The organism is Methanococcoides burtonii DSM 6242 (assembly GCF_000013725.1).
GTDB classification, from domain to species: Archaea; Halobacteriota; Methanosarcinia; order Methanosarcinales; family Methanosarcinaceae; genus Methanococcoides; species Methanococcoides burtonii.
This window is the reverse complement of record NC_007955.1, coordinates 1667192-1691793: the sequence shown is the minus strand read 5'-3', so window position 1 is coordinate 1691793 and position 24602 is coordinate 1667192. Positions and strand designations below refer to the sequence as shown.

At 35.9% G+C, this 24602-nt stretch carries 24 protein-coding genes; all 24 read right to left on the bottom strand.

Annotation, left to right across the window (positions count from 1 at the left end):
- Nucleotides 1-9: 9 nt before the first annotated feature.
- A complete protein-coding gene (locus MBUR_RS08305; protein ID WP_083754961.1) occupies nucleotides 10-1026 on the bottom strand; it encodes a Gfo/Idh/MocA family protein in 1017 nt (338 codons plus the stop codon).
- On the bottom strand, nucleotides 1014-2066 hold the full coding sequence (locus MBUR_RS08300; protein ID WP_198003726.1) for a DegT/DnrJ/EryC1/StrS family aminotransferase: 1053 nt from the start codon (nucleotides 2064-2066) through the stop codon (nucleotides 1014-1016). Before MBUR_RS08300 ends, MBUR_RS08305 begins: the two co-directional genes overlap by 13 nt.
- A gap of 57 nt (nucleotides 2067-2123) precedes the next feature.
- Nucleotides 2124-2771: an acyltransferase gene (locus MBUR_RS08295; protein WP_198003725.1), complete on the bottom strand. Its 648-nt coding sequence runs from the start codon at nucleotides 2769-2771 to the stop codon at nucleotides 2124-2126.
- Nucleotides 2772-2791: 20 nt separating this feature from the next.
- Nucleotides 2792-3913: a glycosyltransferase family 2 protein gene (locus MBUR_RS08290; protein WP_011499656.1), complete on the bottom strand. Its 1122-nt coding sequence runs from the start codon at nucleotides 3911-3913 to the stop codon at nucleotides 2792-2794.
- A gap of 97 nt (nucleotides 3914-4010) precedes the next feature.
- Nucleotides 4011-4853: a glycosyltransferase family 2 protein gene (locus tag MBUR_RS08285; RefSeq protein ID WP_011499655.1), complete on the bottom strand. Its 843-nt coding sequence runs from the start codon at nucleotides 4851-4853 to the stop codon at nucleotides 4011-4013.
- A 40-nt stretch (nucleotides 4854-4893) separates the two neighbouring features.
- Nucleotides 4894-6030, bottom strand: coding sequence for a DegT/DnrJ/EryC1/StrS family aminotransferase (locus tag MBUR_RS08280; RefSeq protein ID WP_198003724.1), 1137 nt, complete (start codon nucleotides 6028-6030; stop codon nucleotides 4894-4896).
- Complete coding sequence (gene rfbF / locus MBUR_RS08275; protein WP_011499653.1) at nucleotides 6012-6785, bottom strand: glucose-1-phosphate cytidylyltransferase; 774 nt, start codon at nucleotides 6783-6785, stop codon at nucleotides 6012-6014. Before rfbF ends, MBUR_RS08280 begins: the two co-directional genes overlap by 19 nt.
- An 8-nt stretch (nucleotides 6786-6793) precedes the next feature.
- Nucleotides 6794-7231 carry a dTDP-4-dehydrorhamnose 3,5-epimerase family protein gene (locus MBUR_RS08270; protein WP_011499652.1) on the bottom strand — a complete coding sequence of 146 codons (438 nt, stop codon included), beginning with the start codon at nucleotides 7229-7231 and terminating at the stop codon, nucleotides 6794-6796.
- Entirely contained in the window at nucleotides 7224-8339 is a 1116-nt protein-coding gene (rfbG, locus tag MBUR_RS08265; RefSeq protein ID WP_011499651.1) for a CDP-glucose 4,6-dehydratase, read from the bottom strand. Before rfbG ends, MBUR_RS08270 begins: the two co-directional genes overlap by 8 nt.
- 48 nt (nucleotides 8340-8387) lie before the next feature.
- The gene (locus MBUR_RS08260; protein ID WP_198003723.1) at nucleotides 8388-9821 is read right to left on the bottom strand and encodes a B12-binding domain-containing radical SAM protein; all 1434 of its coding nucleotides are present in this window, start codon (nucleotides 9819-9821) and stop codon (nucleotides 8388-8390) included.
- Between the two features lie 172 nt (nucleotides 9822-9993).
- Complete coding sequence (locus MBUR_RS08255; RefSeq protein WP_011499649.1) at nucleotides 9994-11640, bottom strand: hypothetical protein; 1647 nt, start codon at nucleotides 11638-11640, stop codon at nucleotides 9994-9996.
- Nucleotides 11621-12595, bottom strand: coding sequence for a class I SAM-dependent methyltransferase (locus tag MBUR_RS08250; protein ID WP_198003722.1), 975 nt, complete (start codon nucleotides 12593-12595; stop codon nucleotides 11621-11623). Before MBUR_RS08250 ends, MBUR_RS08255 begins: the two co-directional genes overlap by 20 nt.
- Complete coding sequence (locus tag MBUR_RS08245) at nucleotides 12585-13220, bottom strand: HAD family hydrolase (protein ID WP_011499647.1); 636 nt, start codon at nucleotides 13218-13220, stop codon at nucleotides 12585-12587. The genes MBUR_RS08250 and MBUR_RS08245 overlap by 11 nt, the downstream gene beginning before the upstream one ends.
- Nucleotides 13210-13860, bottom strand: coding sequence for a cyclase family protein (locus MBUR_RS08240; protein ID WP_198003721.1), 651 nt, complete (start codon nucleotides 13858-13860; stop codon nucleotides 13210-13212). Before MBUR_RS08240 ends, MBUR_RS08245 begins: the two co-directional genes overlap by 11 nt.
- Before the next feature lie 17 nt (nucleotides 13861-13877).
- Nucleotides 13878-14762 (bottom strand): NAD-dependent epimerase/dehydratase family protein, encoded by an 885-nt coding sequence (locus MBUR_RS08235; RefSeq protein ID WP_011499645.1) that lies wholly within the window; start codon nucleotides 14760-14762, stop codon nucleotides 13878-13880.
- Nucleotides 14755-15708 carry a phosphoglycerate dehydrogenase gene (locus MBUR_RS08230; protein ID WP_011499644.1) on the bottom strand — a complete coding sequence of 318 codons (954 nt, stop codon included), beginning with the start codon at nucleotides 15706-15708 and terminating at the stop codon, nucleotides 14755-14757. The genes MBUR_RS08235 and MBUR_RS08230 overlap by 8 nt, the downstream gene beginning before the upstream one ends.
- Complete coding sequence (locus MBUR_RS08225) at nucleotides 15705-16472, bottom strand: HpcH/HpaI aldolase family protein (RefSeq protein WP_011499643.1); 768 nt, start codon at nucleotides 16470-16472, stop codon at nucleotides 15705-15707. The genes MBUR_RS08230 and MBUR_RS08225 overlap by 4 nt, the downstream gene beginning before the upstream one ends.
- Nucleotides 16469-17185, bottom strand: coding sequence for a cytidylyltransferase domain-containing protein (locus MBUR_RS08220; protein ID WP_011499642.1), 717 nt, complete (start codon nucleotides 17183-17185; stop codon nucleotides 16469-16471). Before MBUR_RS08220 ends, MBUR_RS08225 begins: the two co-directional genes overlap by 4 nt.
- 208 nt (nucleotides 17186-17393) lie before the next feature.
- Nucleotides 17394-18872, bottom strand: coding sequence for a flippase (locus MBUR_RS08215; protein ID WP_048063322.1), 1479 nt, complete (start codon nucleotides 18870-18872; stop codon nucleotides 17394-17396).
- Between the two features lie 112 nt (nucleotides 18873-18984).
- A complete protein-coding gene (locus MBUR_RS08210; RefSeq protein ID WP_011499640.1) occupies nucleotides 18985-20163 on the bottom strand; it encodes a hypothetical protein in 1179 nt (392 codons plus the stop codon).
- A gap of 110 nt (nucleotides 20164-20273) precedes the next feature.
- Nucleotides 20274-21308 carry a UDP-N-acetylglucosamine 4,6-dehydratase family protein gene (locus MBUR_RS08205; protein ID WP_011499639.1) on the bottom strand — a complete coding sequence of 345 codons (1035 nt, stop codon included), beginning with the start codon at nucleotides 21306-21308 and terminating at the stop codon, nucleotides 20274-20276.
- A 410-nt stretch (nucleotides 21309-21718) separates the two neighbouring features.
- On the bottom strand, nucleotides 21719-22429 hold the full coding sequence (locus tag MBUR_RS13040) for an FkbM family methyltransferase (RefSeq protein ID WP_011499638.1): 711 nt from the start codon (nucleotides 22427-22429) through the stop codon (nucleotides 21719-21721).
- A gap of 398 nt (nucleotides 22430-22827) precedes the next feature.
- The gene (locus tag MBUR_RS08195) at nucleotides 22828-23940 is read right to left on the bottom strand and encodes a DegT/DnrJ/EryC1/StrS family aminotransferase (protein WP_011499637.1); all 1113 of its coding nucleotides are present in this window, start codon (nucleotides 23938-23940) and stop codon (nucleotides 22828-22830) included.
- A 16-nt stretch (nucleotides 23941-23956) separates the two neighbouring features.
- Nucleotides 23957-24595, bottom strand: a complete 639-nt coding sequence (locus MBUR_RS08190; RefSeq protein ID WP_011499636.1) for an acetyltransferase — start codon at nucleotides 24593-24595, stop codon at nucleotides 23957-23959.
- Between the last annotated feature and the right edge of the window lie 7 nt (nucleotides 24596-24602).

The following is a 24602-nucleotide window of genomic DNA, read 5'->3' as shown; positions in this document are numbered from 1 at the left end:
TTCAAAATATCAGAAAGAAACTTTGCGACCGGTCTTTGCTGATTCTAGTACCGCTTCTGCCATTTTCACTGCGCGTTGACCTATAAATCCATCAGAGAGTGGTCTTTCTCTTGTCTGTATGCAATGTACAAAGTTCTTGAGCTCTTCTTTTAATGGTTCTGCATATGGTATCGGAATTATGTAATCTCCTTCGTTTTCCACACTGTATGCAGTCTTCCCATCGAAATCTGTTTCTTCAATACGAATATCGTATATATGTAATTCCTGTGGTTTCAGATAATCTATCTTCGCCGCCTTTTCAGAACCCACTACGACAAGGTCTCTTTGTTTTCCGTATGCTGGCATCAGCCAGCTTTCAAAAGCATAAGCAGTAGTGTTCTCGCCCAGTTCCATTGTTATCATTGCAGTCTCCTCAATGTCTGACTGAAGGCTACACAGAGTGGTTGCGGTAACATTTTTAGGGTATTCTACATCCAGAAGATAGCAGAACATATCTACTTCATGTATCCCAAGGGCATAGACCACGCCCATATCTTTTCTGGGTGCACCATAGGATAAGCGGTTGCTCGACATCATGCGTATGTTGCCGAATTCCCCTATATCTATACGATTTTTCAGTTCTTTAACGGCAGGATGGTGTCTGAAAATATGACCGACCATTAATATTTGACCTGTAGATTTTGCTATTTCTGTAAGCTTTTCTGCTTCAGTGTAGTCCATGGTCATGGGTTTTTCTACAAGGACATCTTTACCGGCTTCCATGAATTCCTTTGCAAGCGGGAAGTGTGTCGGTGAAGGTGTGACTATGCTTACTGCATCGATATCCGGATCTGATAATATGTCCTTATAGTCAGTAAGATATTCTATGTTGAACGCTTTGCCAAGTTCCTGTGCACGTTTTTCGTTTATGTCACAGATCTTCACATGGTCAATGATACCTTCCGCAACAAGTTCGCTGTATGTTCTGACGTGGTTCTTCCCCCAATATCCGGTTCCTATTACTGCAATTCCTGTCAATTTATCCACTCCTGTATTTTTTCAGCAACGAATTTAATCTGTTCATCTGTAAGTTGTGGGTGCATTGGAAGTGAAAGTATCCTATCTACTACCTTGTCTGTAACAGGCAGGGTTACTTTACCTGCTTCCATACATGGCTGTCTGTGAACTGGGACCGGGTAGTGTATTCCTGTGCTGATGCCGTTGTCATTGAGGTATTTGGCAAGGTCGTCACGGGCCTCGGTCTGGATAACGTATAAATGGTATGCGTGAGTTGCCCATTGAGCTTCAAATGGCGTTTCCACCACTCCTCGAAGAAGCTCGTTGTATCGGGCAGCAGCCTGTCTTCTTTTATCTGTCCAATCGCTCAGATGGCTGAGTTGTTGCCTTCCTATGGCTGCAGGGATCTCGCTGAGACGAAGGTTCAGGCCAAGGAGGTCACTGGTATATTTGTTGTTCCTTCCATGATCCCTCAACATGGCTATCTTTTCAGCAAGTTCTTCATTGTTCGTAACGGCTATTCCGCCATCTCCGGCAACGGTCATGTTCTTTGATGGGAAGAAGCTAAAAACAGCAATATCTCCAAGCGCTCCTGTCCTCTTTCCTTTGTATTTGGCAGCATGTGCCTGACATGAATCCTCGACAACAGGTATCCCATACTTTGATGCAATATCGTTTATGCTGTTCATATCGGCAGGATGTCCGTAGAGGTGGACAGCTATGATCGCTTTAGTGTTCTCAGTAATTGCTTCTTCGATTTTATTAGGATCAACAGTGTATGTGTCAGGGTCTATATCTACATATACAGGTGTTGCACCTAAGAATTTAGCAGGACTTGCACTTGCAATGAATGTATGGGAAGGTACGATTATCTCGTCACCCTTTCCAATTCCAAGTGCCATCATTGTAAGCAGTATTGCTGAAGTCCCTGAACTAACGCCAACAGCGTTTTTAGCATTACAAAAATCGGCAAATTCCTGTTCCAAAAGGCGTAATTGTTCTCCTTTGATGAAACGGCCGCTGTCCAGTACCTGTTCAACTGCTCTCTTGATGTCGTCATCGACATACATTTCGCTGAAATTTATATGCATCTGTTTCAACCTACTTTTGGTTTAATAATAAAACTATCATTCCTTTCCGAGCCATTCATAAGGTGTTTTAAAGTACCCTGCTTCACAATTCATCTCATCTATGCTGCAAATGACCTTTGCAGGATTCCCATATGCAAGAACTCTGTCAGGGATATCTTTCGTAACCACAGACCCCATTCCGATGAACGATCTTTCCCCAATGCTCACTCTTGGGCCAATGGTAACGTTACCTCCGATCTTTGCTCCTTTTTTAATATGGACACTTTTAGCACAATCTTCAAAACGGGGGCATGGGGGGTGAAGGACATTGAGTATGGTAGTTGATGGTCCTATCCATACGTCGTCGTCTATTATGACGAATTCCGGTACAAAACAGTTGGAGTGAATGCGAACATTGTTTCCGATCGTGTTCTCTCTTTCAACTATTGAATGTGTCCCTATGCTGACATCATTTCCTATCTTGTTGTTCTCTCTTAAAAGAATTCCATGCCCTGTCTGAAACTGATTTCCTATATTGTTGCCGGAATATATAACAGAGTGTGATCGAATAGTGGCATTGTCCCCAATTATGGTTTTCTGAAGTTTTTCTGGATATTTCCCAATCTCTACAAGATCCTGGATGACTGGGTTCTTTCCAATTATGGCATTGTACTCTTTCATATTAACAGATAAACTATCGTTCAATTGTATTATATTTATTGGCTTTAGATCTTTATTCTTTCAGTAGGCTCCCATACATGTACATCCCTTAACATGTTGAACAATCCAAGGAATAGATATGCCTGATAGATGAGGAAAGATGAAAGTATATTCGTACGAATACTTCCAAATGCCACTGAAAGAACGATTGCAAGCAGAATTACCATGCTGTAAATTGGGTTAACTGTAAAGAGGTATGCCATCCACAATACGATCGATAAAAATACTAGTGTGGGGACCAAAAAAAGCATCATTAATCTTAATGGGAATACTACTGTTCGAAAACGTCCACAATTTGTTGAGAGTACATTTCTGTTAAAGAATGTAGCTTCCAGAAGTCTTGTTGCCCTGCGTATTTTTTGCCTTCTTTGTTCGTGGAACTTGTCTGGCACATATTCATAGAATTTTGCAGATGGTACATATTGGCAACGGTATCCTTTTTTTATAACTGAAAGGGCCATACTAGCATCGTCTGCTCCTCTTCTTGTGTTTAATGAAGAAGATGCTTCTTTTTTAAATGCAACAACAGGTCCGTTGAAGCAGTATGTTGAATGAACATTGCTTTCCCATGTGCATATCTTTCCATAGATGGATCGGTACGCTGCTTCGGAGTTCGAAAATATGGATTCGCCTTTGGCTACTGGTACCAAATCGCCAGAAACTGCTCCGATGTCATCTGAGCTTAACAATACTCCGAGAAGGTTTGGGATTGTGTCTTTGTCGAAAAGTCCATCCGATCCGGTTATTATTACCAAATCCTGTGAAGTTTCATTTATTCCACGGTTGATGGCTTTGTTCACTCCGCTCCTATCATGGGTGAGGACCTTTCCTTCAATTGAATGCTTTTTTAGGACTGATCTTGCTATCTCTTCTGTATTGTCAACTGAACCATCGTTTGAAACGATTATTTCCATTTTATCGATGGGATATATCTCTGCAAGATTATTGATACGGTCCTCTATAACTTCTTCCTCGTTGTAAGCGGGGATTACAATGCTTATTTTTGGTAGTGATTTAAGTGGTGGGTATTGTTTTGGTTTGGAAGTAATGGCCGCTAAGATGTATGTCATATAGACCAGTACAGGGATAGCCGACAAAATGATCGTAAGAGTTAGTAACATATTCATCAGTAAAAGCTCTCATTTGTTGATAAAAAATTTAGTTAATTGATGCTCTTATTGGATTTAAACGCTTTCTTTATCTATACATCACATCTACATTTGATTAATAATATTTAGAAAATCTCTTTGGCAATTTTAACTTGGATACAATATAATATACATATAATGCAGCTTTACGCTTCAGTATCTTCTTCTTTAATTGAATGCTTATCTTTTTTTCAATGTGAGTTGCTGTATTTTTCCAATGATCCATTATCATAAGTTCTTCTTTTATCCCAATATCCTGTCTATGACTACAATTGCTGTCATGTACTCTGTATTCAGCAAGTGGTTCATCGACAAAGTCAATTGGATATTTATAAGCAATACGAAGGAACATATCATATTCTTCTGCTATCCTATATGTGTTATCGAAACACCCGACATCATCAAGCACATCCTTTTCAATCATTGCGGTCACTAGCGGGATGAAATTGTATGACATAAGCAATTTTTCAAAGACGTTTCCTCGAGCAGGAGTTTGTACGGCAAATGACCTGTTTATAATATTATGTTGTGAATCGACTATATTGCAGTCTGAGAATACCAACTTTACATTAGAGGTAGACTCAAATATTGCCATCTGTTTTTCCAGTTTCGTTGGCAACCACATGTCATCACAATCCAGAAATGCAATATATTTTCCCTGTATCTTTTCAATTGCAAGATTTCGTGCATATCCCAGAGGTACATTCTTATTCCCACAAAAATACCGCAATTTATTATCGTAACTGTTAGCAATTTCAGCACTATTGTCAGTAGAGACATTATCCCAGAAAATGATCTCCCAATCCTCATAGGTTTGTGCGTAGACGCTATCGATAGCTTCTTTCAGATATTTGGAACAATTAAAACAATTCATTATTATGCTGATCGTTGGTGAATCAATTGTGTTGGGGAGAACCATGGCACATCCTCTTCTTAATTAACTGTAGTTTTTATCTTTCTTATATCCCCAAGCATTGTTTCAACATTTCACAAATGTGATCTACATCGGAAATCTGAAGTTCGGGGTGCAATGGTAGTGTTAATATTTCTTTTGCAACTGTATCTGTACATGGAAGTTCAACTCCAGTATCGTAATAGCTCAGTTTGTGATTTGGTTTGTAATGGATCCCCGTAGGGATTCCAACATCCTCGAGCATTTTCCTTAGAGTATTACGGTCATAGTTTTTGAGCTTGATCACAAAAATATGGGGTACAATTTGGTTTGCATCCTGTTTAAGAAGTTCGATCGAATTTATATTTGCAAGGTTGCTTTGATAACGCTTCAATAGTTCCTTTCTTTTTTCTGCAAATATCGGGAACTTTTTAAATTGTTCAATACCAATAGCAGCCATCACATTGCTCATGTGATATCGCCATCCTTGCATACTCACATCAAAATCCCAGCTTCTATCTCCACTGTATCTTTTCTCAGTATCTTTTTCCACTCCAAGAAGCCGCGCATCCTTTACCCTTTGCAATACTTCTTTATCATCGGTAACAACAGCTCCGCCTTCTCCAGATGTGATATTTTTGATACCGTCAAAACTAAAACATGCAATGTCTCCGAAGCTGCCAACTTTCTTATCGTTGTAGTATGTTCCAAAAGCTTGAGCAGCATCTTCCACTACTCGCAGGTCATTATCCTGGGCAAATTCATATATCTCATCCAGTGGTCCTACACTACTGGCATAATGAACAGGCATTACAACACGAGTATGTTCTGTTATTCGTTTTTTAGCATCGTCAACATTTAGGGTTATCGTGTCGGGGTCTATGTCACAGGGCACAGGGCGTGCCCCTGTGGCAGATATTGCCTGAAAGGATGCAACGTATGTCAAAGATTGTACAAGCACCTCATCTCCGGGACCTACTCCAAGTGCCTGAAGGGCAAGATGAAGGGCAGCAGTGCCAGTATTGACGCATACAGCCTCTCTGGCAAAATAAGTGGCAAGCTCTTGTTCAAAATATAGGACATCCTGCCCCATTCCCAGATATTGCCTATCCAGTACATCAAGAACAGCTTTCTTTTCTTCTTCCCCAATAACTGATCTTGACAGGCGGATAGTATTGTCTGACATTACTTCCAAACCTTCCATGGGGCATTTTCTCTTTGCCAGAGCTCTTCCAGTACATTTCTATCCCGTACAGTATCCATGCACTGCCAGAATCCATCGTGACGGTATGACATTAATTCCCCTTTCTTTGCAATGGTCTCGAGTGGATCTTCTTCAAGAACAGTAGAATCTGATCCAATATAATCCAAAAACTCGGGTTCAAATACAAAGAACCCTCCATTTATCCATCCTTGGTTTGTCTGTGGTTTTTCTTTGAATGAAATGACTTCGTTTTTGTCAGAGATAACAAGTTCTCCAAATCTTGCAGAAGGGTGTACAGCTGTAACGGTAGCCATTTTTCCATGGGTTTTATGGAATTCTATAAGTTTTTCGATATTAACGTTGGAAACCCCATCTCCATATGTTACCATAAAAGTATCATCTTCAATGTATTCTTTTAATCGTTTTATTCTACCACCGGTCATTGAATTTAAACCCGTATCGACTAATGTGACATTCCAGTCTACAGTCTTTTTCTCAAGACAATCCACATCACCATTTCCTAGGTTTACTGTAAAATCTGATTTCAGAGAATAGTAATTTAGGAAATACTCTTTGATAACTTCCCCTTTATATCCCAATGCAACAAAGAAATCCTTGTTTCCATAATGGGCATAAAGGTTCATAATATGCCAAAGGATAGGTTGTCCTCCAATCTCTACCATTGGTTTAGGTCTGATATCGGTATATTCAGCTAAACGAGTACCCAATCCACCTGCTAAAATTACGGTTTTCATGTTCTTGATCATCCCCAATCATAATTTATATTGTTTTTGTGGGAGTCCAGATGGTCGCTCTCATTCGGATCATGTTGAATGTTTGCAATGTTTATAAGGATATTCGCATCTTTTCCCATACCTTTGAACCCCATCCATACCATTGGTGGAATTGTCAACCTCTGGTAGTTCTCTGTAGACAGCTTGATTTCCATTATTTGTCCACGAGTGTTGGATTCAAGCCTATCGTCATAGAGTACGAACATTATTTCTCCCTGTGGTACTACAATATTCAAGGTCATCTCATGATGACGTTTCCATGCTTTTATTGCTCCACAGTTGACAGTTGAAAAATATGCTTCTCCAAATCCATGATATGAATCATCTTCTGCTTTTAAAGCATGCATTACGTTGCCATTTTCACCAGTGATAATCTTTACTGGGTTTACAATAACCCCTTCAATCATTGTGTTTCACCCAACTCTGTCCTTGTTCCATAGCGAAATTAACATAATCTGATATCTGTTGACAACTTAATTCGAATATATCTGTGTCTGTTGTATAGTATGAGCGATACCAATCAACAGTAAACTTGACTGTTTTTTCAAAGTCGAGAGTTGCCTGCCATCCCAAAACATGGAGTGCTTTATCGCAACATAATTTCAGAAGGTTAGCTTCCTTTTGTTTAGATGCATTACCAGTATCTATCTGTATCTCTGCATCTTCCCAGTATTCTTGCATTTTACTTATCAATTCAGCAACGGTATAATTTTGGTTAGTGGCTGGTCCAAAATTAAATGGTTCTCCATTCAATGATTTATCTTCATTCAGTTTCTGACCCAAATAAAGGTATCCGCTAAGTGGTTCTAATACATGTTGCCATGGGCGCGTTGCATTTGGGCTTCGAATCTGTACTTTTTCTTTTACACCCCATGCTCTGATACAATCTGGAACAATACGATCCTTTGCCCAATCTCCGCCTCCAATTACATTGCCTGCTCTAACGGATGCTATCTTTACGTTACTATTAGGTTTGTCGAAAAAAGATCTTGCATATGTTTTTATGATTAGTTCTGCAGCACCTTTTGAAGCACTATATGGGTCTTCTCCACCCAATGGGTCAGTTTCCCGATATCCCCACACCCATTCAACATTATCATAACATTTATCGCTGGTTATCATTATAGCAATGCATGGATGATTCGAAAGTCGCAATGCTTCCAGGATATTCATTGTCCCAATGACATTAGTTTCAATTGTTTCAACCGGATCATTATATGAAGCACGAACTATTGGCTGGGCAGCAAGGTGGAATACGAAATCCGGTTCGATCTCGTTGATAAGTTCTCTCACATCATATAGGCAACGTATGTCGATTTCATTATGGATTATATGTTCATCCAAGGATGCAGTTTCAAAGTGGGATGGCTTGCTTGGGATATCATTTGATAATCCATACACTTTTGCACCAAGGAGGGAAAGCCAAATGCTAAGCCATGAGCCTTTAAAACCCGTGTTGCCGGTTACAATAACTTTTTTTCCGTTATAGGCATTTTTAAAAAGAACATTTTGCATATTTTCACCAAAAATTTCATTATTTCTTTTAATATTGCTGCCTGTTGTTTACAAATTGAGCGTTCTCTTTGCTTTTTCTAAAACAAACCCTGCAAAAAGTCGTGTGAAGTTAAAAGGATTATCTAAAAACTGATAAAATTTGAGATATATATATCCTTTTTTCATTAGTTTTTGAATATCTTCAGGTGTCCATTGTTCAGTTCTTATTGGGAAGCTTCTAATGAAAAGATTCTCTAGTTTGAATTCTTCTGAAAAGTAACCTTTACTTTCACAAATATCAAATATTTCACTTCCTGGATATGGAGTTGCAACAGAAATAAATGGATCGAACACTTTTATTTTTCTAGCGAATTTGTAATTATCCCACATAGCTTCTAAATTATCTCCTGGCATTCCTAGGATCAGGAAGATTCCAAAATCGATGTCTACTTTGCGACAAATATTTACAATTTCTTCCACCTTTTCCAATTTCAATGGTTTTTTAATTATATTGTTCAATGTGTTTTGATTTCCACTTTCAACAGCAATGTTAATTTTGTAACATCCAGCGTTTTTCATTTTACGTATGAGTTTTTCATTTAAAGCAAAGGCAGCAATTCCATTGGGTGTGTCCCATTTGAAATTGAATTTATTCTCTATCATCAGGTCACAAATTTTTTCTGCTCTCTTTGGATTTGCTGTGAAGTTATCGTCTTCTATCAATAATTCTTCTATATTGTATTTTTCCTTAACGTATTTCATCTCTTCAATAACGTTTTCAGGTGATCGATGTCGATATTTTCTCCCCCATACTCGATATGCTGTACAAAATGTACATTTAGCAGGACAACCTCTGGATGTGATAATTGGGTAGAACCTTTTGGAATGTCTTTTTCCATGTGACATATCAAGTCCAAAATAATGTTCTAGATTCATCAGGTGAAGTGCAGGAAATTGTAATGAATCGAGGTCTTCTATATAAGTTGTTTTAGGATTAATGATTATTTGTCCATCTATTTTGTAACCCAATCCATCAATTTTGCTATAATCATCATCTTTGTTAAGAAGACATCTCAAAAAACATTCGACTACAATTTCTCCTTCACCAAGAACTACAAAATCGAGATTTTGATCTTGTAAAGTTTCTTTCGGCATGACCGAAGGGTGTCCCCCGCCGGCTTGTGTTATAATGTTGCTATCGACTTCTTTAACAAGTCTGTATATGAGGTGAGCATTTTCATATTGTTTCGAAAATTGGTTGTTAACGCATACTAGGTCTGGTTGATAATCAGAAATTATATCTCGAATTTGATTTTCTGAAAGTCCAATTCTAATCAACCCATCTCCAATTTCTTCTCGTTGATTCCACCCTTCCATAAGACAATCTATGATTTTTACTTCAACTCCCAATTTTTCAATAACAGATGCAATATATCCTAATCCAATTGGGGGTAAAGGGTTAATATCTATATTATCTTTAGATGTGGTGGCAGGAGGCATCATTAAAAGGCATTTTTTAATTTGCTTATGCATGTGAATTTCCTTTGTAAGCTATAAATTACTTTTCTATACTTTATACTATTTATAAGATAACCCTCGGTAGTGTCCTGATTTATCGGTTCTACACGGCTTTTAAGGTCTAAATGAATCGAAGTATTTTTAGTCTATGGTTATATCATAAAAATGTATTAAAATGATCTTCAGTATTATATTTTGTAAAATACATATTGATATATGAATGGATGTCAGTTACATCAAACATTTTATCAAAATTACCATTGATTAATTGATCTTTAATAACAATTAAGTCCTTTTCATTTACATTTTCTTTCCATGAATCAAAACCAAATTTTCGAGTGATGTCATATATCTGTTCCGTATCAGCAATCGAGAACGTTTTAACTCCATGGATAATTCCTTCAAAAGCTATAGAGTTGTCATCATACAGAACCAAATCCACGATTTGAAATATTTCAATCCAACTCTTAGTGCCGGAAGCTACAAAATTGTTTGGAAGCCGATCTTTAAATGATTTCAAAATATCTTCTTCAACATAGTCGGGATGGAATTTTAATAATACAACAATTTCTGTATTTCCAAAAATATCTGTCAACATATCTATTATTTTTGTGTATTTTGTAATATCATATGAAAATGCATACACTATTTTTTTATTTATGACCTTATCAGGGCACTTTACTTCAATATCTCCATATTTTGAAAAATGCTTACTAAATCTTAATGCACCACCCACGACAATTTCAGATGGATAATTAGCTTGTTCCTGTAATAAGTTCTTAATAATAGCTCCTACAGTCACAAGTTTATCTGGGAAAACAAACAAATGTTTTTCTACTTTACTAGGGAAATAATTCAATAATTTATATGAGACTCCTGTGTGCTGATAGCCTGTGATTTTAGCATCCTGATGCAGGATATTTTTCATATATGGATATATTTTCTCCCATGTTTGATTTTCATAAGGAAGCAATATATTTCGAGGATGAAGATCGAACATTTTAATAGCAACTTCCTTTTCAATGAACACGCCCAGTCCCTTAAGTGTCAAATAGTCTTCATTAAGGAATAATTGTAGTAACTTGCTACAGTCGTGACCACGGTACTTTAAATCATCTTTCAATTCTATATTGCTTTGCAAGAAATAAATAAATGCTCTTGAAATTGTGATTATGTTTAAGAAATACTCTAATGCCACTGCATCAAAACCATATGACTTCATCTTTATAAACTTTAATAGGTCCTTGCATCTTAGCATCTTGTAGACTATTAATAATTTACTACTTTTTTTCAAGTCATTGATAAGTTCTCCAAAATACTGGTCTTTTAAATGGCCATTCTCATCAACGCTTCTATAATCAAAATATGTTCTTATGATCGAATCATATTTTTTTTCATCAATTTGTTTAAATCTGCTAACAATACTGGAAAACAAAATCGTAGAAAAGGAATGTATAAGCCTAGGTAAAAACAAAAGTTTCAATTTTAAAAAATAGTGAGTGCCTTTTCCCGTAATTCTTTGTCCATATTGTTTTTTAAGAATACTATATAGAATTTGATCCTCTTTACTGATATTAACACAAAATTCTTTATCCGAATCCAGCATTTCGCAGATTTGTATATATTTTTCTAGCAGCTCATAAAATTTAGTTTGAGCTTCCAGACGGTTTATAGTTGCGGAGGATAAATATTTCAAAGAGAAATTGTTTACCAATATAGTAGCCAATTTATCGTTATAATCACCAAGATATTCATCCAAATGTGGTTTTTTGTATTGTATACGATTACTGCTTATCGTTTTCATAGTATTTGTACTTCCTAATACCTACAGGAATATATTCAATATTTTTTAGATCCCCATTTGGAATAGTCAAATTGGATTTGTCCTTATAATAATCTTCCAATCTGTTTGATAACATTTTAGAGTTTCGTATCCTATCATGCTCAGTGTCGTAATCAAAAGAAATATTTTTATCAGTAATATTAAACCAATCAGACAATGTCTTTTTTGTAAAATTCCATCCTTTAGATGATTCTTGATACCAATCTTTATTTTTTGCAGCACTCGTAGTAACGAACATTACACCTTTGTCTTTTAAAATCCTGTTGAACTCATTTACGCTGCTAGGCATATCCTCATATATATTATGTTCAAAAGCTGAGATGGATATAAGTGCATCAATGGTTCCATCATCTAATGGTATATCATTGAATGTACCTCTTATGAATTCAATCTTTCCAAATTTTGTATGATCCTGCTTCTTCTCAGTATAGTTTATGAAATAAGAACTTATTTTTTGTTCCATCTTTTTTATAAACTTTATTATTTTAATAGGATGGAGTAAAGCTTTTGGAACTGATTTCAATGTATTAATAAGGCCATTGGAAGATTTGCCATATGTCATATATTCCATATATTCGCTTGTGTATGATCCCAGATCATTTTTAATTATTTCAATATCAAATATCCCTTTAGCCTTTTCCGGTAGATTCCTTTTTGTAAAATCCATACTAATTACATTATATCCACGGGATGCCAAAATAAATTGTGTCATTCCATAGCCAGCACCTGTATCCAAAATTGTTGCACCTGGCAAAATCCCATTGCTTTCTAATTGTTTAACGATCCAGATGATATCCAGGTCATAATGCCAACCATTTATCCAGTTAAACACTTTTAACCAATGATCTATTTCTTTCAGTATGTTCTTTTCTTCTAATAAATCTATATCAAGTAACTCGATTCCATCATTCATCATTGGCTCCCATATCAAATTCATTAAAAGTGCTGATATACTCATTCATGTGTGCTAACTCTTTGCAATTATATCCAAAAAATAAGATGCTGTTCTTCTTAGCAGCTTCATGATCATTAATTGAATCACCAATAAGGCAAGTCTCCTCTTTTTTATATTTATATGTAGTCAATATAGTATCTATTATTTCACTTTTAATTATTGGAGAACCATTAATGGTCATGAAATATTTGCTGATTTCCAAACCATTACAGATATATATCAAATCTTTTTCATCTGCACCAGATGCAATGTGCATATTATATCTGCTGTGATTACACTTAATAAAATTGAAAGTATCTTGTATCAAATAATTAGGGTCAGTCAACTCATTCCTTGTTAAACTTGAATATTTCTGAGCATACTCTAAGATCTCTTTTTCGGAGATGTCAATTCCCAATAGCTGCTTGTGAAAATAATCAATTTTCCTATATCTGGAAACTCCACCGTTTTTGAGGTGATATTCAATAAAATCATCAACCACATTTTTAGGATAGCTTGAGAACAGATCCCTGAATGCTTTTGTCTTGATTGCCATGGAGTTTAGTATCACTCCATCAAAATCGAAAATAATATTTTTAATTTTCATCTAAGACCTCTGCAAAAACAGTACATGGCAAGCCATCACATTGCGAAATTCTTAATGGGGATACGATAACTTTATTAATTCTAGTACTTTTGTTGATTTGTCTCAAATCCATATCTTCTAATAAAAGGATTGGAGCAGATGGGTCTAAAAATCGTGCATGTGCTTCCCTTCCTACAATTCTGTTGACAAAACTTGATACTGAAATTGAATCAAAACCAAATATCCTTATATTTGGAAAATACTTTTTGAGATAATCTGCAATCTCTGGGGAAAACCCCTTATTCTCTTCCCAATATTTTTGTTCTTTGCGAATATTACATGCACCTGTTTTGACTATCAACATCTCATATTTTTCTTTATTCTCCACTTCTTCCAATATTTCCAGAATCTCATTTTTAATGATTATATCTTCTGTTTCTATTTCAAAAAATAATATATAATTAAATATCCAGAAATTTGGATCGAAATCTATGACCGTTTGACCATTTTCATAAAAATGATATGGCATATCTAGATGAGTACCCACATGTGCAGTTGTGTGAATTGAACTATTGTTTGCAATATCACCATTCTTGATACTTGATCTTTTTTCAATCCAAAATTTCGATATGTTTCCGTAAGTGGGAGTATCTTCTTCCAAAATATAAGACAAAAATATCATTTATCCCCAACTTCTCTCTCATAAATGCTTTTTATAGTCTCTAAAATACCTTGTCCAATGTCTATATATGGATTTGGTATCAGTTTTTTACTTATTCGCGGAGTAAATGAATATGGGGTAGTTTTATAATGATGTTCATAGCCGTTATCATTTAATTCAATTTCGAGCTTATTTCCAAGAATATCATTTATCATTTCAAAAAGCTCTTTTCGTTTCATTCTTTCCATGCCAGTTAATATGATATGTTCATTCTCAAATTGATTTGATTCGATTATCTCTACGGAAAGTTGTGCCACATCACTTGCATGAATATACTCTCTAATTTCTTCTCCATCCCCAAAATGTTTAATTTTTCCAGATATAATCGCATTTTTTAGTAGGTTATATATATAATTGTTTTCAGAGATTCTTTCACTATAAACAGAACCATACCTAATGATAGTATACTTCAAGTCGTATTTTGCGTTATATTCTTCTATCAATTTTTCAGAAGTCAATTTGCTGATGCCATAAAAGGAACCTTTATCGCTCATGGAATATGCACTGCTTGCGTACACGAATCTTTCAACACCAGATTGCATGCAAGCATCCAGAATATTAAGATTTCCTATCACATTTAACTCGATAGTCCCACAAGGGTCTTCCACAGCTTTATCTAAATTGGCCATGCCTGCGAAATTGTACACTATATCAGCATTTTTAACCAATTCTGCTACTTTTATTTTGTCCAAAATATTACATTCAACAAATATATCTTTATTGATGTATTTTGATAGGTTTAGGTCTGCAACTGTAACCTCATACTTTTTCATGCAAAGCCGTTCGACTAAATAACTACCTAGGAATCCACATCCACCAAAAACCAGTACTTTTTTACTCATTTGCAAACACCTCATTTTTTAGTGGGCGTTCATTTTTGAATCGGATTACTTCCTCTACTGCCTGTGTTTCCATCTCTGTCCTGCTATTTATTGTACTAGCACCCACATGACAGGTCAAAACACAATTACCCAATTCTGTCAATTTACCCTTATAAGGCTCTTCCTCAAAAACATCGATTCCAGCCCCTGAGATCATGCTGTTCTTCAATGCTTCATAAAGATCGGATTCGTTTACAATACCACCTCTGGCAGTATTAATGAGGATCGCATTAGATCTCATCTTTTTTATTTCATTTAAAGTTATAAAATCATAGGTATCCTTTTTTAGTGGTATGTTTATGGAAATAATATCACTTTTTTCCAAAACGTCATTTTTTGATACAAACTCAATATTGTACAAACGTCCAAAAGAGAAGTCGGGAGTAATGTCATTGACCAAGAATTTTACATTGAAAGAAGACAACAAATGAACCAAGCTTTTTCCAATCCGTCCCATTCCAAAAATTCCAACCGTCTTGCCATAAAGTAGGTTTCCCATATACCTATCCCATACACCTTTTCTTACATTTCTATCTGTGTATGATATTTTTCGAGACAGGTCCAGAATGATACCTACGCATAACTCTGCCACGGCCATAGTAGGTGCATCAGGAGTGTAAGTAACCTTTATGCCATATTTATTGCAAAGCTCAAAATTCACTCCATCCAAACCAACTCCAACACGAGATATCAATTTAAGATTTGGTGCATTTTTTATTACTTCCTCTGTAATTCTTTCAGTGCCGGCTATTAATACATCTGAGTTCCCTATATCAGATGCCAGCTCTCGTGTAGTTATTTTTCTTTCGTGTGAATTTAATATGACATCGATTTCATTTGATTTTAGAAGTTCCAAGGGAGTTTGAGATGTTGAGGAAAATGGATGTGTAGATACAAATACTTTCATTTCTGAATCCCTTCCTTGATTATTTTCATGCCTTCTCGTGCACTATCCCCTAAGAAGAAAAAATCTAAACTGTATGCCAGAAAAGTACATCCTTGTTCAATTCTTTGAATTAGATTGTGTGGATCTGATTCAATAACATGGAATCCTGATGGAAAATTGTGCCTTTTACAACTTTCCAACACATCATTAATCGCATTTTCAACGTCCTTCCGGTAGAACTCACCAGGATGTCCCATAGACCCTGACAGATCATAAGGACCTATGATAACTCCATCAATTCCGTCTGTAGTTATGATCTCTTCAATGTTTTTCACTGCTTCAATATGTTCTATCTGGGCAATGATGACAAGTTCTTCTTCAACCCACTTTTTGTATTCTTCAAAGCTGGTTCCATATTTCTGAGCCCTATATAGCCCTACACCCCGTTTGCCTACTGGAGGATATTTCGAATAATCGATTGCTTTTAAAGCATCGGCACGACATTTTATCATGGGAACTACAATCCCGTCTGCACCGGAATCCAACACTTTTTTGATTATGACCTCTTCATTCTTGCTGACCCTTACTAATGCTTTAATACCACTTGCTTGGATTGTGGATATCAAACTTTGGACAGTAGTAAGATCAATAGAAGTGTGTTCTATATCGATTACTAACCATTCAAATCCTGCACTTGCCATAATCTCTACTACATTTGGGTGGCCTATTGTTATCCAAGAACCTATTGTTAATTTATTATCACTTAACTTTGTCTTTAGATTCATAGCAAACATCTTCTTTTTTTGTATAATAATTCTGCCAATTCAAAGTCTTCAGGTTCGTCTATATCTATAGCTTCTAATTTGTTTACTTCGAACATTTGAGGATGTGAACCTATCCGTTTGTTACCGGCTTTTTTGAAAGATTCCTTTGAGAATATGTATATATTAGAATTTTCTTCATAAAGAGGTTCCAGATCCTGTGTTCTGATAAGTTCATCTGGATTATGGTTTACTGCTTCCCCATTTTCATCATACAACCGTGTTTGAAGCTTAGTAACTGAAAATAGGGAATCATAAGTGGCCAAACTCTTTATATATTTTATAATTGCTTCATCAATTGTTTGTGCTTTAAGTAATGGATTGGTTGAATGCGTTTGTATAAAATATTGATAATCAACTTGATCTATGTCGTATTTGATCAGTTCGTTCATAGACACAAAGTCCCCACATAATTCGTTTGGCCTATTTATAACAATTACAGAATCATAATAATTTTTAGAAACATCGTTTTTTATTGTTTCGCTATCAGTATTGACAACGATTTTAGAAATATATTTACTCTCAAGTAGTTCATCTAAAATTGCATGGTACAGTGGATTACCTGCAAATAGCTTCATATTTTTATTTGGTACTCTTTGTGAATTTCCCTTCATTGGAAGCAAAGCTAATATCTTTAATTTTTGGTATTTTTGAGAATTTAATCCAGAGTTTGTCATTGTTATCCAATTGTATTGCGATATATATATAAATACGTACAGTCATGGCTTTTAGCCTAACTCGGATAGTGCAATATTTTTATTCAAGTTCAGCACTCAGTTACCATCTTTTAAATGTGAGTACTCATGATTTTTAGGGGTATCAAACAGGGTTATCATCAAATCTTTTAATGTTTTCCATATCAATACTTTGAATATAAATCTTGATTCACAACCATTTTGGCCACATTATACCCATTCCTTCCACAATGTCACGCAATTCACTACATATCTTCCGGTCAAGTTTCAGCACTACCACACCATATAGTCCCCCTCCGATGACAACCACTGGAAGTGTGACCCATAAATTAGAAAGTGGTATAAGTAAACGATAACCGCCAACTATCAATCCCATTACTACCGAAGCTGTGATGATATTCAACAGACTTTGAGACTCCAATCGTATTGTGATAAATTGGGACAATGCACGTCTTGCAAGTAATCCATTTAAAGTCATAGTTATCAGTGTTGCGATAGCAGCGCCACTAATGCCGATAAGTGGAATTAGAATGAAATTAAGTGCGATGTTTGCAGCAACGCCAATGAAAGTGACCTTAAATGATTCTTTAGGATGATCAATGGCATTCAGGTACATCGTGAAAAAATACTGAAACACATTAACAATCTGTACAGCTAGAAGTATCACCAATAACAGGTAGCTGTCTGCAAATTCGCTACCGTAAAAAAGAAACAATAATTTATCCCCTAGCATAACTCCCCCTATTAAAATTGGTGCTGCCAGTATCAAAGAGTAGCTAATTGCGCGAGATAACGATTCTTCTACCAACCCGAGATCACCACTCTTGCTCCAATGGCTGATTCTGGGCCATAGTGTATTACGAAGTGCATACGTGGTGAAAGTAGCAACAGTTGTGAACTGAAGCACTACTCTATATACGCCAACGTCAGCGTTCTCCATGAAATATCCGATCATAACCGTGTCTGCTTGTGAAAACACTAATGATCCACCCGCTGTTAAAAATATCCAGAAAGAAAATACTGACAAACTTTTGAGATGATGCCACTTGAAACGCTTAAGATGCAGATCAAAAAAGCGATACTCAATAATAACTGACAGAAGTATTCCAGCTACAGCGCCGCCGGCAAGGCCTGCTGCTTCGTAACCAAAATATATCGCTAGAACCTGCAATATAACACGTGAAATATTACCCATGGCAGCACATGTAAGTCGAATTCCCATTTTACCTGTGCCAGCGATCCCTGTAGAAATAGGACCTTCAAAGAGTGATACTAAAAGTGCTATTATCAGCCAGATGAACATGCCTGAGGTATTGAGGTCTACAAAATAGTCTCTAAAAACCAGTAAAGCAATTACAATTACAATTGTAAACACAAGTCGCAATACAAAGGATGCACTAAAGTATGCATCTGGTTCTTCTCCTTCACTTATGCGTTTAATTGCAGCAGCTCCGAATCCTCCATCAGCAACCATGCTAAAAATACTGGTGTATGCCATAAAAAGAAAATATGCACCTAAAATTGCAGCTCCTACCGTATGTGCAAAATACATTGTACTTAAAAACCCGATGCCTGTAAATGCTATTTGCCAGAATAATGCTATGAGACTCTGGCGTTTAACAGGATTTATACTAAGAACACGGTTGATTAATTTTGTATGAGGGTACATAGTGATTTCTTTTAAAAAACAGCATGTTTTAAGCATATTATCATTATAATCTAAATAATATCTAATCGATATTCAAACTTTATTAGATGTGCTCGTCGATAAAATATGCGCTTTATGATTTATTTGTATCATTATATTCCCTGATATGGTCAGCAAATATCTGCCAGAATTTTGATATTTGGGTATTGGATCTCTTGATATAATCGTTCTCGTATTTCAAATAAGCATTTTCGTTTACTGAAAGTTCCTTCTCCCAATTGATTGATAACGGTTCATTTAAATTGAGAGGGGATTTTCCAAATCTTGATGCCAATGACTCTATATCTAATCCCATCCATCCTCGATCCAACTCATCCGTTGTTACAAAAATTATTGGTTTGCGGAACAGCACAGCGAGATTTATTGCAGTACTATTGTGAGTGATCACAAATTTTGATCTTCTGACCAGTTCAACTGTTTTCCCTCTAATTAGGGGCATTTCTCCAAAATAATTAGGGTGATCCTCATATCTTGATCTTGGATGAGCTGCGATCACCATATGAGTATCAAGGGTACTCTCAATGCGATTAAAAAAATCATGAAGTAGGGGATAGTATTCATCAGCTGTTGCAGGCGAAGGTGACCCTGTGCGAATAAAATCTGGGTGAAAAGGTAAGTATGAATCTAAAAAAACACCTGGTTCACTAGTATCTTCAACTGGATTGCTTAACTCATCCAAATAAAGATCATAATCTAATGCATGCAACCAAAGTATTTCTGTAGTTTCATCAATTGGATACGTATTATTGGTCAGTGATACAGCTCCACCTGCTAAAACCAAATTGGCAGGTTTTATGCCAAACCATTTAAAAGGAATACGATTAAATGCAAAGTCAATCTTTTGGTGAAAATTTGAATTTTTAATCCGATATAATAGACTTGGTCTTTTGTGTTCTGCAGATGGAAGTGCATTATTCATCGCTACACAATATGCCAGTTTTGTTTTTGATAGCACATTATATACAGAAAATGACTTTAAACGATATGCAATTAAACAAATGATATAATAATTCGAATCTAAATTTGACACCGTAACTTTAAGATCATCTAAACTTGTAAACAAGATACAGTCTTCCAAACAGATGGGCTCATTCAATTTAGTCTCATAATCTTCAGGGCATACAATAGGAGTAACATCCCAAAATTGAATTTCATATCCATTTTGTTGGAGAATTTCTATACCGAACCTTTTATAGTCCCTCTCGTTCATGGGAGTTTCTAATAAATAAATAAGTTTCTTAATTTCACTCATGCTGTTACATCCGATATATTTGAAACTTGCAATTGTTTACTCTAAAAATTATCGAATTGACCTTCAACCAAGATGTATTATTCTAATGAACACACCATCAATCAAAAACATCAAATGTCATCTGCCGATATATTATTTGAAAATGCTGAATTAAGGAGATCTTTGATCTCTAATTGAGTGAAAACTTTCACATTATCAGATGAATATACCTTCTGCTTAGCTTTTTCTATACCTTCCAAAAAGTAATCTGAATAAATTGTTTTATTAAGTACTATGTACATATCCTCTGTTTTATATGCATACAATGCTTCTTCTAAATTCATCAGATGTTCATACATTTTTTCCCCGTTGCGAATACCAATATTAGTGATCTGGATATCTTCGGGTTTGTAACCATATTTGGGAGCTAGTTTTTCGATCATAACCTGAGCTAGATCACCAAGTTTTACGACAGGCATTTTGAAAATAAATATCTCTCCACCCCTCGCGATTTTTGTTGCTTTGAAAACTAGATTAACTGCCTGAGGAATGCTCATCATAAACCTTGTCATTTCTGAATCTGTTACGGTGACAGGACCGCCATTTTTGATCTGTTTAGCAAATAATGGAATTACTGAGCCACGAGAACCCATTACATTACCGAACCTCACACACGAAAACACTGTTTTCCGAGGTCCTTTATAAAAATTGGCGTCTAATATCAACTTTTCTGCAAGAAGTTTCGTTGCACCCATTGTGTTGATAGGACTTGCAGCTTTGTCTGTGCTTATCGCAATTACTTTTTCAATGTCATTGTCAAGAGCTGCATCAATTACATTTTGCGTTCCCATGACATTAGTTTTAACCGCCTCAAAGGGATTATACTCACAGGCCGGCACATGCTTCATTGCAGCTGCATGGAAAACAATATCAATACCCTCAAAAGCACGTTGTAATCGACTTTTGTCCCTTATGTCTCCTATCAAGAATCTGACATTATCAAGGTGCCCAATTTCTTGTTCCAGTTCAAATTGTTTAGATTCATCTCTACTAAGTATACGTACGACTTTTGGATTGTATCTTAGGACAAGGCGGACAATTTCACTTCCAATGGAGCCAGTCCCACCTGTTACCAATATGTTCTTGTTTTTGAATATGTCTTTCATAGATGTCACTTCAATTTATACAAAAATTTCTGGGGAACTTTTGAGCACAAAATATACTCTTTTATCGTTTGCTTGTCCATGTTACTATGAAATAGTAGTGCAATGGCTGAGTCAAACCTCTTCACACACCTAAAATCACCTTTTTTGCAACCAAACAATTGCATGTAGAACGCTAATATCTGTGTAAATCCGTTATGAAACTAACTACATATTCTTTAAGTATCTTCATTACTTTATTTCTATTTAATCTTCACTTGCCTGAACACATCAAAATAAATTAATCTATAGCTCTTGAAGATGATCTTACGTTGTAATTCCATCACTTCAGTAAGTCGTATTCCTTTTTAACCTTGGATTTTTTTCAATACTAAACAAGATTAAAATCAAAATTTGATTACTGGTAACGTTTTTCAATCTTTTTTTGTAGCATGTATAATGGAAGCCCGTTTGCTAATTGGTGTTATATCGTAGTAAAATTGTGCATCTTCAAGAATCTTTAAAAAATCGTTTTTGTTTTCCCTATTAAATAAATGCAATTCCATTTCTATTCTTCTTACTCCTGACAACTCTGATGATCTGATGGACCATTCCCCACCTTCACAATCTATTTTTAGGAAATCTATTTTTCCACCAACCTCTTTTTTAATAGATTCCAATGAAACACATTCTACAGATTTCTCTAAATTTTCATATTGAAGATCTTTATAGCCACTGCCTAAGCCTTTAGGAATAATGGTGTAGTTGGTAATTCCATTTAATTTAAAATTATTTTCGAGTTGTTTGTTAAAAAGAGGTTCTACTGCATATACGTGCTTACATTTGTTTGCAACGCGTACTGAAAATCCACCGATGTTAGCTCCAATATCTACTACGATATCATCTTTCTTTATGTCACTATAATTGTACGCTTCGTTGATTGTGTCAGCTTCATGCATACAGCGAGTAACGTAGAAACGATATCCATCAATTTTATACGTGCAGTCTCTCAGATATTTTTCATCAATTAAAAAATGATTTTCCTTTGGGATATATCGCGTATTAATATAATCCTGAAATGATTTTGAGTTTAAACGTGCGTATTCAAATAGAGCCTCAATTGTCCTTTTCAACAGATTTACCATTTCCTTAACCTCCGTTTATTATTGGTTTCTCTTCATGAATGTTGTTGATTTCCCATATCATTCAATGAAGATAGCAGTTTTATAGATGCCTATATCTCAAATTTTCAAATCGATTGTTAAAATTGGGCTCTGCAGAAACCCCTCTCAAGATCCAAATCTCTGGACTAGAATTGAAATTATGATCCAATATCGTGCAACACATTCAATAATATTATTTGATTTGATTATTGTCCGAACATTGAGGATTTCTACAAAGCCTAAAATTGCATAACTAATTTATACGTTCCTTTCAAGAAAATGACGACCACTATATGTACAATTTCTTGGCTAAGTTTAATTATTTAGATTCTCCTCTGTTAAATAACCGATAAGTCTGTCTTGTTCCCATAGATGTCACTTCAATTTTTATATATTTCCAGTGCATCCTTGAGCACAGAACATACTTCTTCTATAGTTTGCTCGTCGATGTTACCATAAAATGGTAGTGCAATAGTTGATTCGCAAACTCTTTCACATATCGGGAAATCGCCTTCTTTATATCCAAATGTTTCCTTATAGAATGGCTGCAGATGTATCGGAGTAAAATATGGCCTACAGCTAACGTCATGTTCTCTTAGGTATTTCATAACTTCATTCCGATCTATTTCCTGGCTCACTTGAACAACATATACGAACCAGCTCATTTTCACATCCTGGGATAGGTACTGCGTAACAATACCATCAACCCCATTAAGCTTCTTTGTATATTTTTCTGCAACCCTTGATCTTTTACCAAGTAATTCATCGATCCGATCAAGTTGACCTATTCCTAAAGCACAGCTCATTTCATCAAGTCGGTAATTGTATCCGAGCATAATGTGGTTCAACCATTCTGCATCTTCTGAGCGACCTTGATTCCGCATGCTTTTGCACAATTTGGCAATGTGATCATCATCTGTCACGATCATTGCTCCTTCACCGGTAGTGATCTGCTTGTTAGGATAAAATGCAAATACAGATGCATTACCAAATGTTCCGGCTTTCTTACCTTTATATTCTGCTCCAATTGCTTCACAAGCGTCTTCTACTACAGCCAAATCGTGCTCTTCTGCTATATCCATAATTGCATCCATTTCACAAGGATGGCCAAAAACATGGACAGGTAATATTGCCTTCGTATTTTCGGTTATTGCATCCTCGATCTGTTTTGCATCCAAGTTAAGTGTATCGGGATCAATATCCACGAACACTGGTGTTCCGCCTTCGAACATGATGCAGTTGCTGGAAGCTATGAAACTGAAAGGCGAGGTTATAACTTCATCACCTTTGCTTATATTCAATGATTTTATGCAAAGATGTAATCCACTTGTCCCGCTATTAATTGCAATTGCATGTTTGGTGCCCATGTATTTGGCAAACAATTTCTCAAATTCTATTACCTTTGGACCCATGCTAAGCCAGCCTGACCTCAACACTTCGTTAACAAGTCGTATCTCTTCTTCTCCGATGTCGGGTTGTGCAAGTGGAATCATTTTCTCATCTCGTTATTTATTTTTTGTATTTAATAATTTTTGCAGGCACGCCTGCAACGACTGCATTATCAGTCACATCTTTGGTAACCACGGCTCCAGCCCCTACGGTTACGTTTTGACCTATTATAATTCCATTAATTATTGAAGCACCAATCCCAATGTGGGAATACTTGCCGACAGACACATTCCCGGCAAGATTTGCCCCAGGGGAAATATGTACATGATCTGCGATGCAATTGTCATGATCAATTATGGCACCTGTATTAATTATACAATTCTCTCCAATTTCAGCACTTGGATTTATGACAGCATTAGCAGCAACAATAGTTCCATTGCCTATTTTTGCGGTTCTGGCAATGACTGCATCTGGATGGATAGCAGTGATGGGCTGAAGTCCAACATCTTGCATTTTTTTGAAAAATTCAGCCCTTATATGATTATCACCAATTGCAACAATTCCACGATCAATCTTATCAATAATATTCGAAACCATGGAAAAATCCCCAATGATGTGAATTCCATCCACACGTTTTCCGTGTAAATTGGAATTATCATCAATAAATCCAGTAATTTCTATATTTTCATTCTGCTGTAATACATCAAGCACAACTTTACCATGCCCGCTTGCCGCTATTATTACTGTTTTCAGAGTCACTTGACAT

Bases quoted from the DNA above. Each gene is read 5' to 3' on its own strand.
- rfbF (WP_011499653.1), bottom strand. From the start codon at position 6,785: ATGAAAACCGTAATTTTAGCAGGTGGATTGGGTACTCGTTTAGCTGAA.
- MBUR_RS13040 (WP_011499638.1), bottom strand. From the start codon at position 22,429: ATGGTAAATCTGTTGAAAAGGACAATTGAGGCTCTATTTGAATACGCA.
- MBUR_RS08270 (WP_011499652.1), bottom strand. From the start codon at position 7,231: ATGATTGAAGGGGTTATTGTAAACCCAGTAAAGATTATCACTGGTGAA.
- MBUR_RS08220 (WP_011499642.1), bottom strand. From the start codon at position 17,185: ATGACAAACTCTGGATTAAATTCTCAAAAATACCAAAAATTAAAGATA.
- MBUR_RS08210 (WP_011499640.1), bottom strand. From the start codon at position 20,163: ATGAGTGAAATTAAGAAACTTATTTATTTATTAGAAACTCCCATGAAC.
- MBUR_RS08280 (WP_198003724.1), bottom strand. From the start codon at position 6,030: ATGGAAGGTTTGGAAGTAATGTCAGACAATACTATCCGCCTGTCAAGA.
- MBUR_RS08290 (WP_011499656.1), bottom strand. From the start codon at position 3,913: ATGAATATGTTACTAACTCTTACGATCATTTTGTCGGCTATCCCTGTA.
- MBUR_RS08245 (WP_011499647.1), bottom strand. From the start codon at position 13,220: ATGAAAATTAAAAATATTATTTTCGATTTTGATGGAGTGATACTAAAC.
- MBUR_RS08225 (WP_011499643.1), bottom strand. From the start codon at position 16,472: ATGAATCTAAAGACAAAGTTAAGTGATAATAAATTAACAATAGGTTCT.
- MBUR_RS08235 (WP_011499645.1), bottom strand. From the start codon at position 14,762: ATGAGTAAAAAAGTACTGGTTTTTGGTGGATGTGGATTCCTAGGTAGT.
- MBUR_RS08255 (WP_011499649.1), bottom strand. From the start codon at position 11,640: ATGAAAACGATAAGCAGTAATCGTATACAATACAAAAAACCACATTTG.
- MBUR_RS08285 (WP_011499655.1), bottom strand. From the start codon at position 4,853: ATGGTTCTCCCCAACACAATTGATTCACCAACGATCAGCATAATAATG.
- rfbG (WP_011499651.1), bottom strand. From the start codon at position 8,339: ATGCAAAATGTTCTTTTTAAAAATGCCTATAACGGAAAAAAAGTTATT.
- MBUR_RS08260 (WP_198003723.1), bottom strand. From the start codon at position 9,821: ATGATGCCTCCTGCCACCACATCTAAAGATAATATAGATATTAACCCT.
- MBUR_RS08215 (WP_048063322.1), bottom strand. From the start codon at position 18,872: ATGTACCCTCATACAAAATTAATCAACCGTGTTCTTAGTATAAATCCT.
- MBUR_RS08205 (WP_011499639.1), bottom strand. From the start codon at position 21,308: ATGAAAGACATATTCAAAAACAAGAACATATTGGTAACAGGTGGGACT.
- MBUR_RS08300 (WP_198003726.1), bottom strand. From the start codon at position 2,066: ATGTATGTCGATGACGACATCAAGAGAGCAGTTGAACAGGTACTGGAC.
- MBUR_RS08250 (WP_198003722.1), bottom strand. From the start codon at position 12,595: ATGATGAATGATGGAATCGAGTTACTTGATATAGATTTATTAGAAGAA.
- MBUR_RS08230 (WP_011499644.1), bottom strand. From the start codon at position 15,708: ATGAAAGTATTTGTATCTACACATCCATTTTCCTCAACATCTCAAACT.
- MBUR_RS08195 (WP_011499637.1), bottom strand. From the start codon at position 23,940: ATGATTCCACTTGCACAACCCGACATCGGAGAAGAAGAGATACGACTT.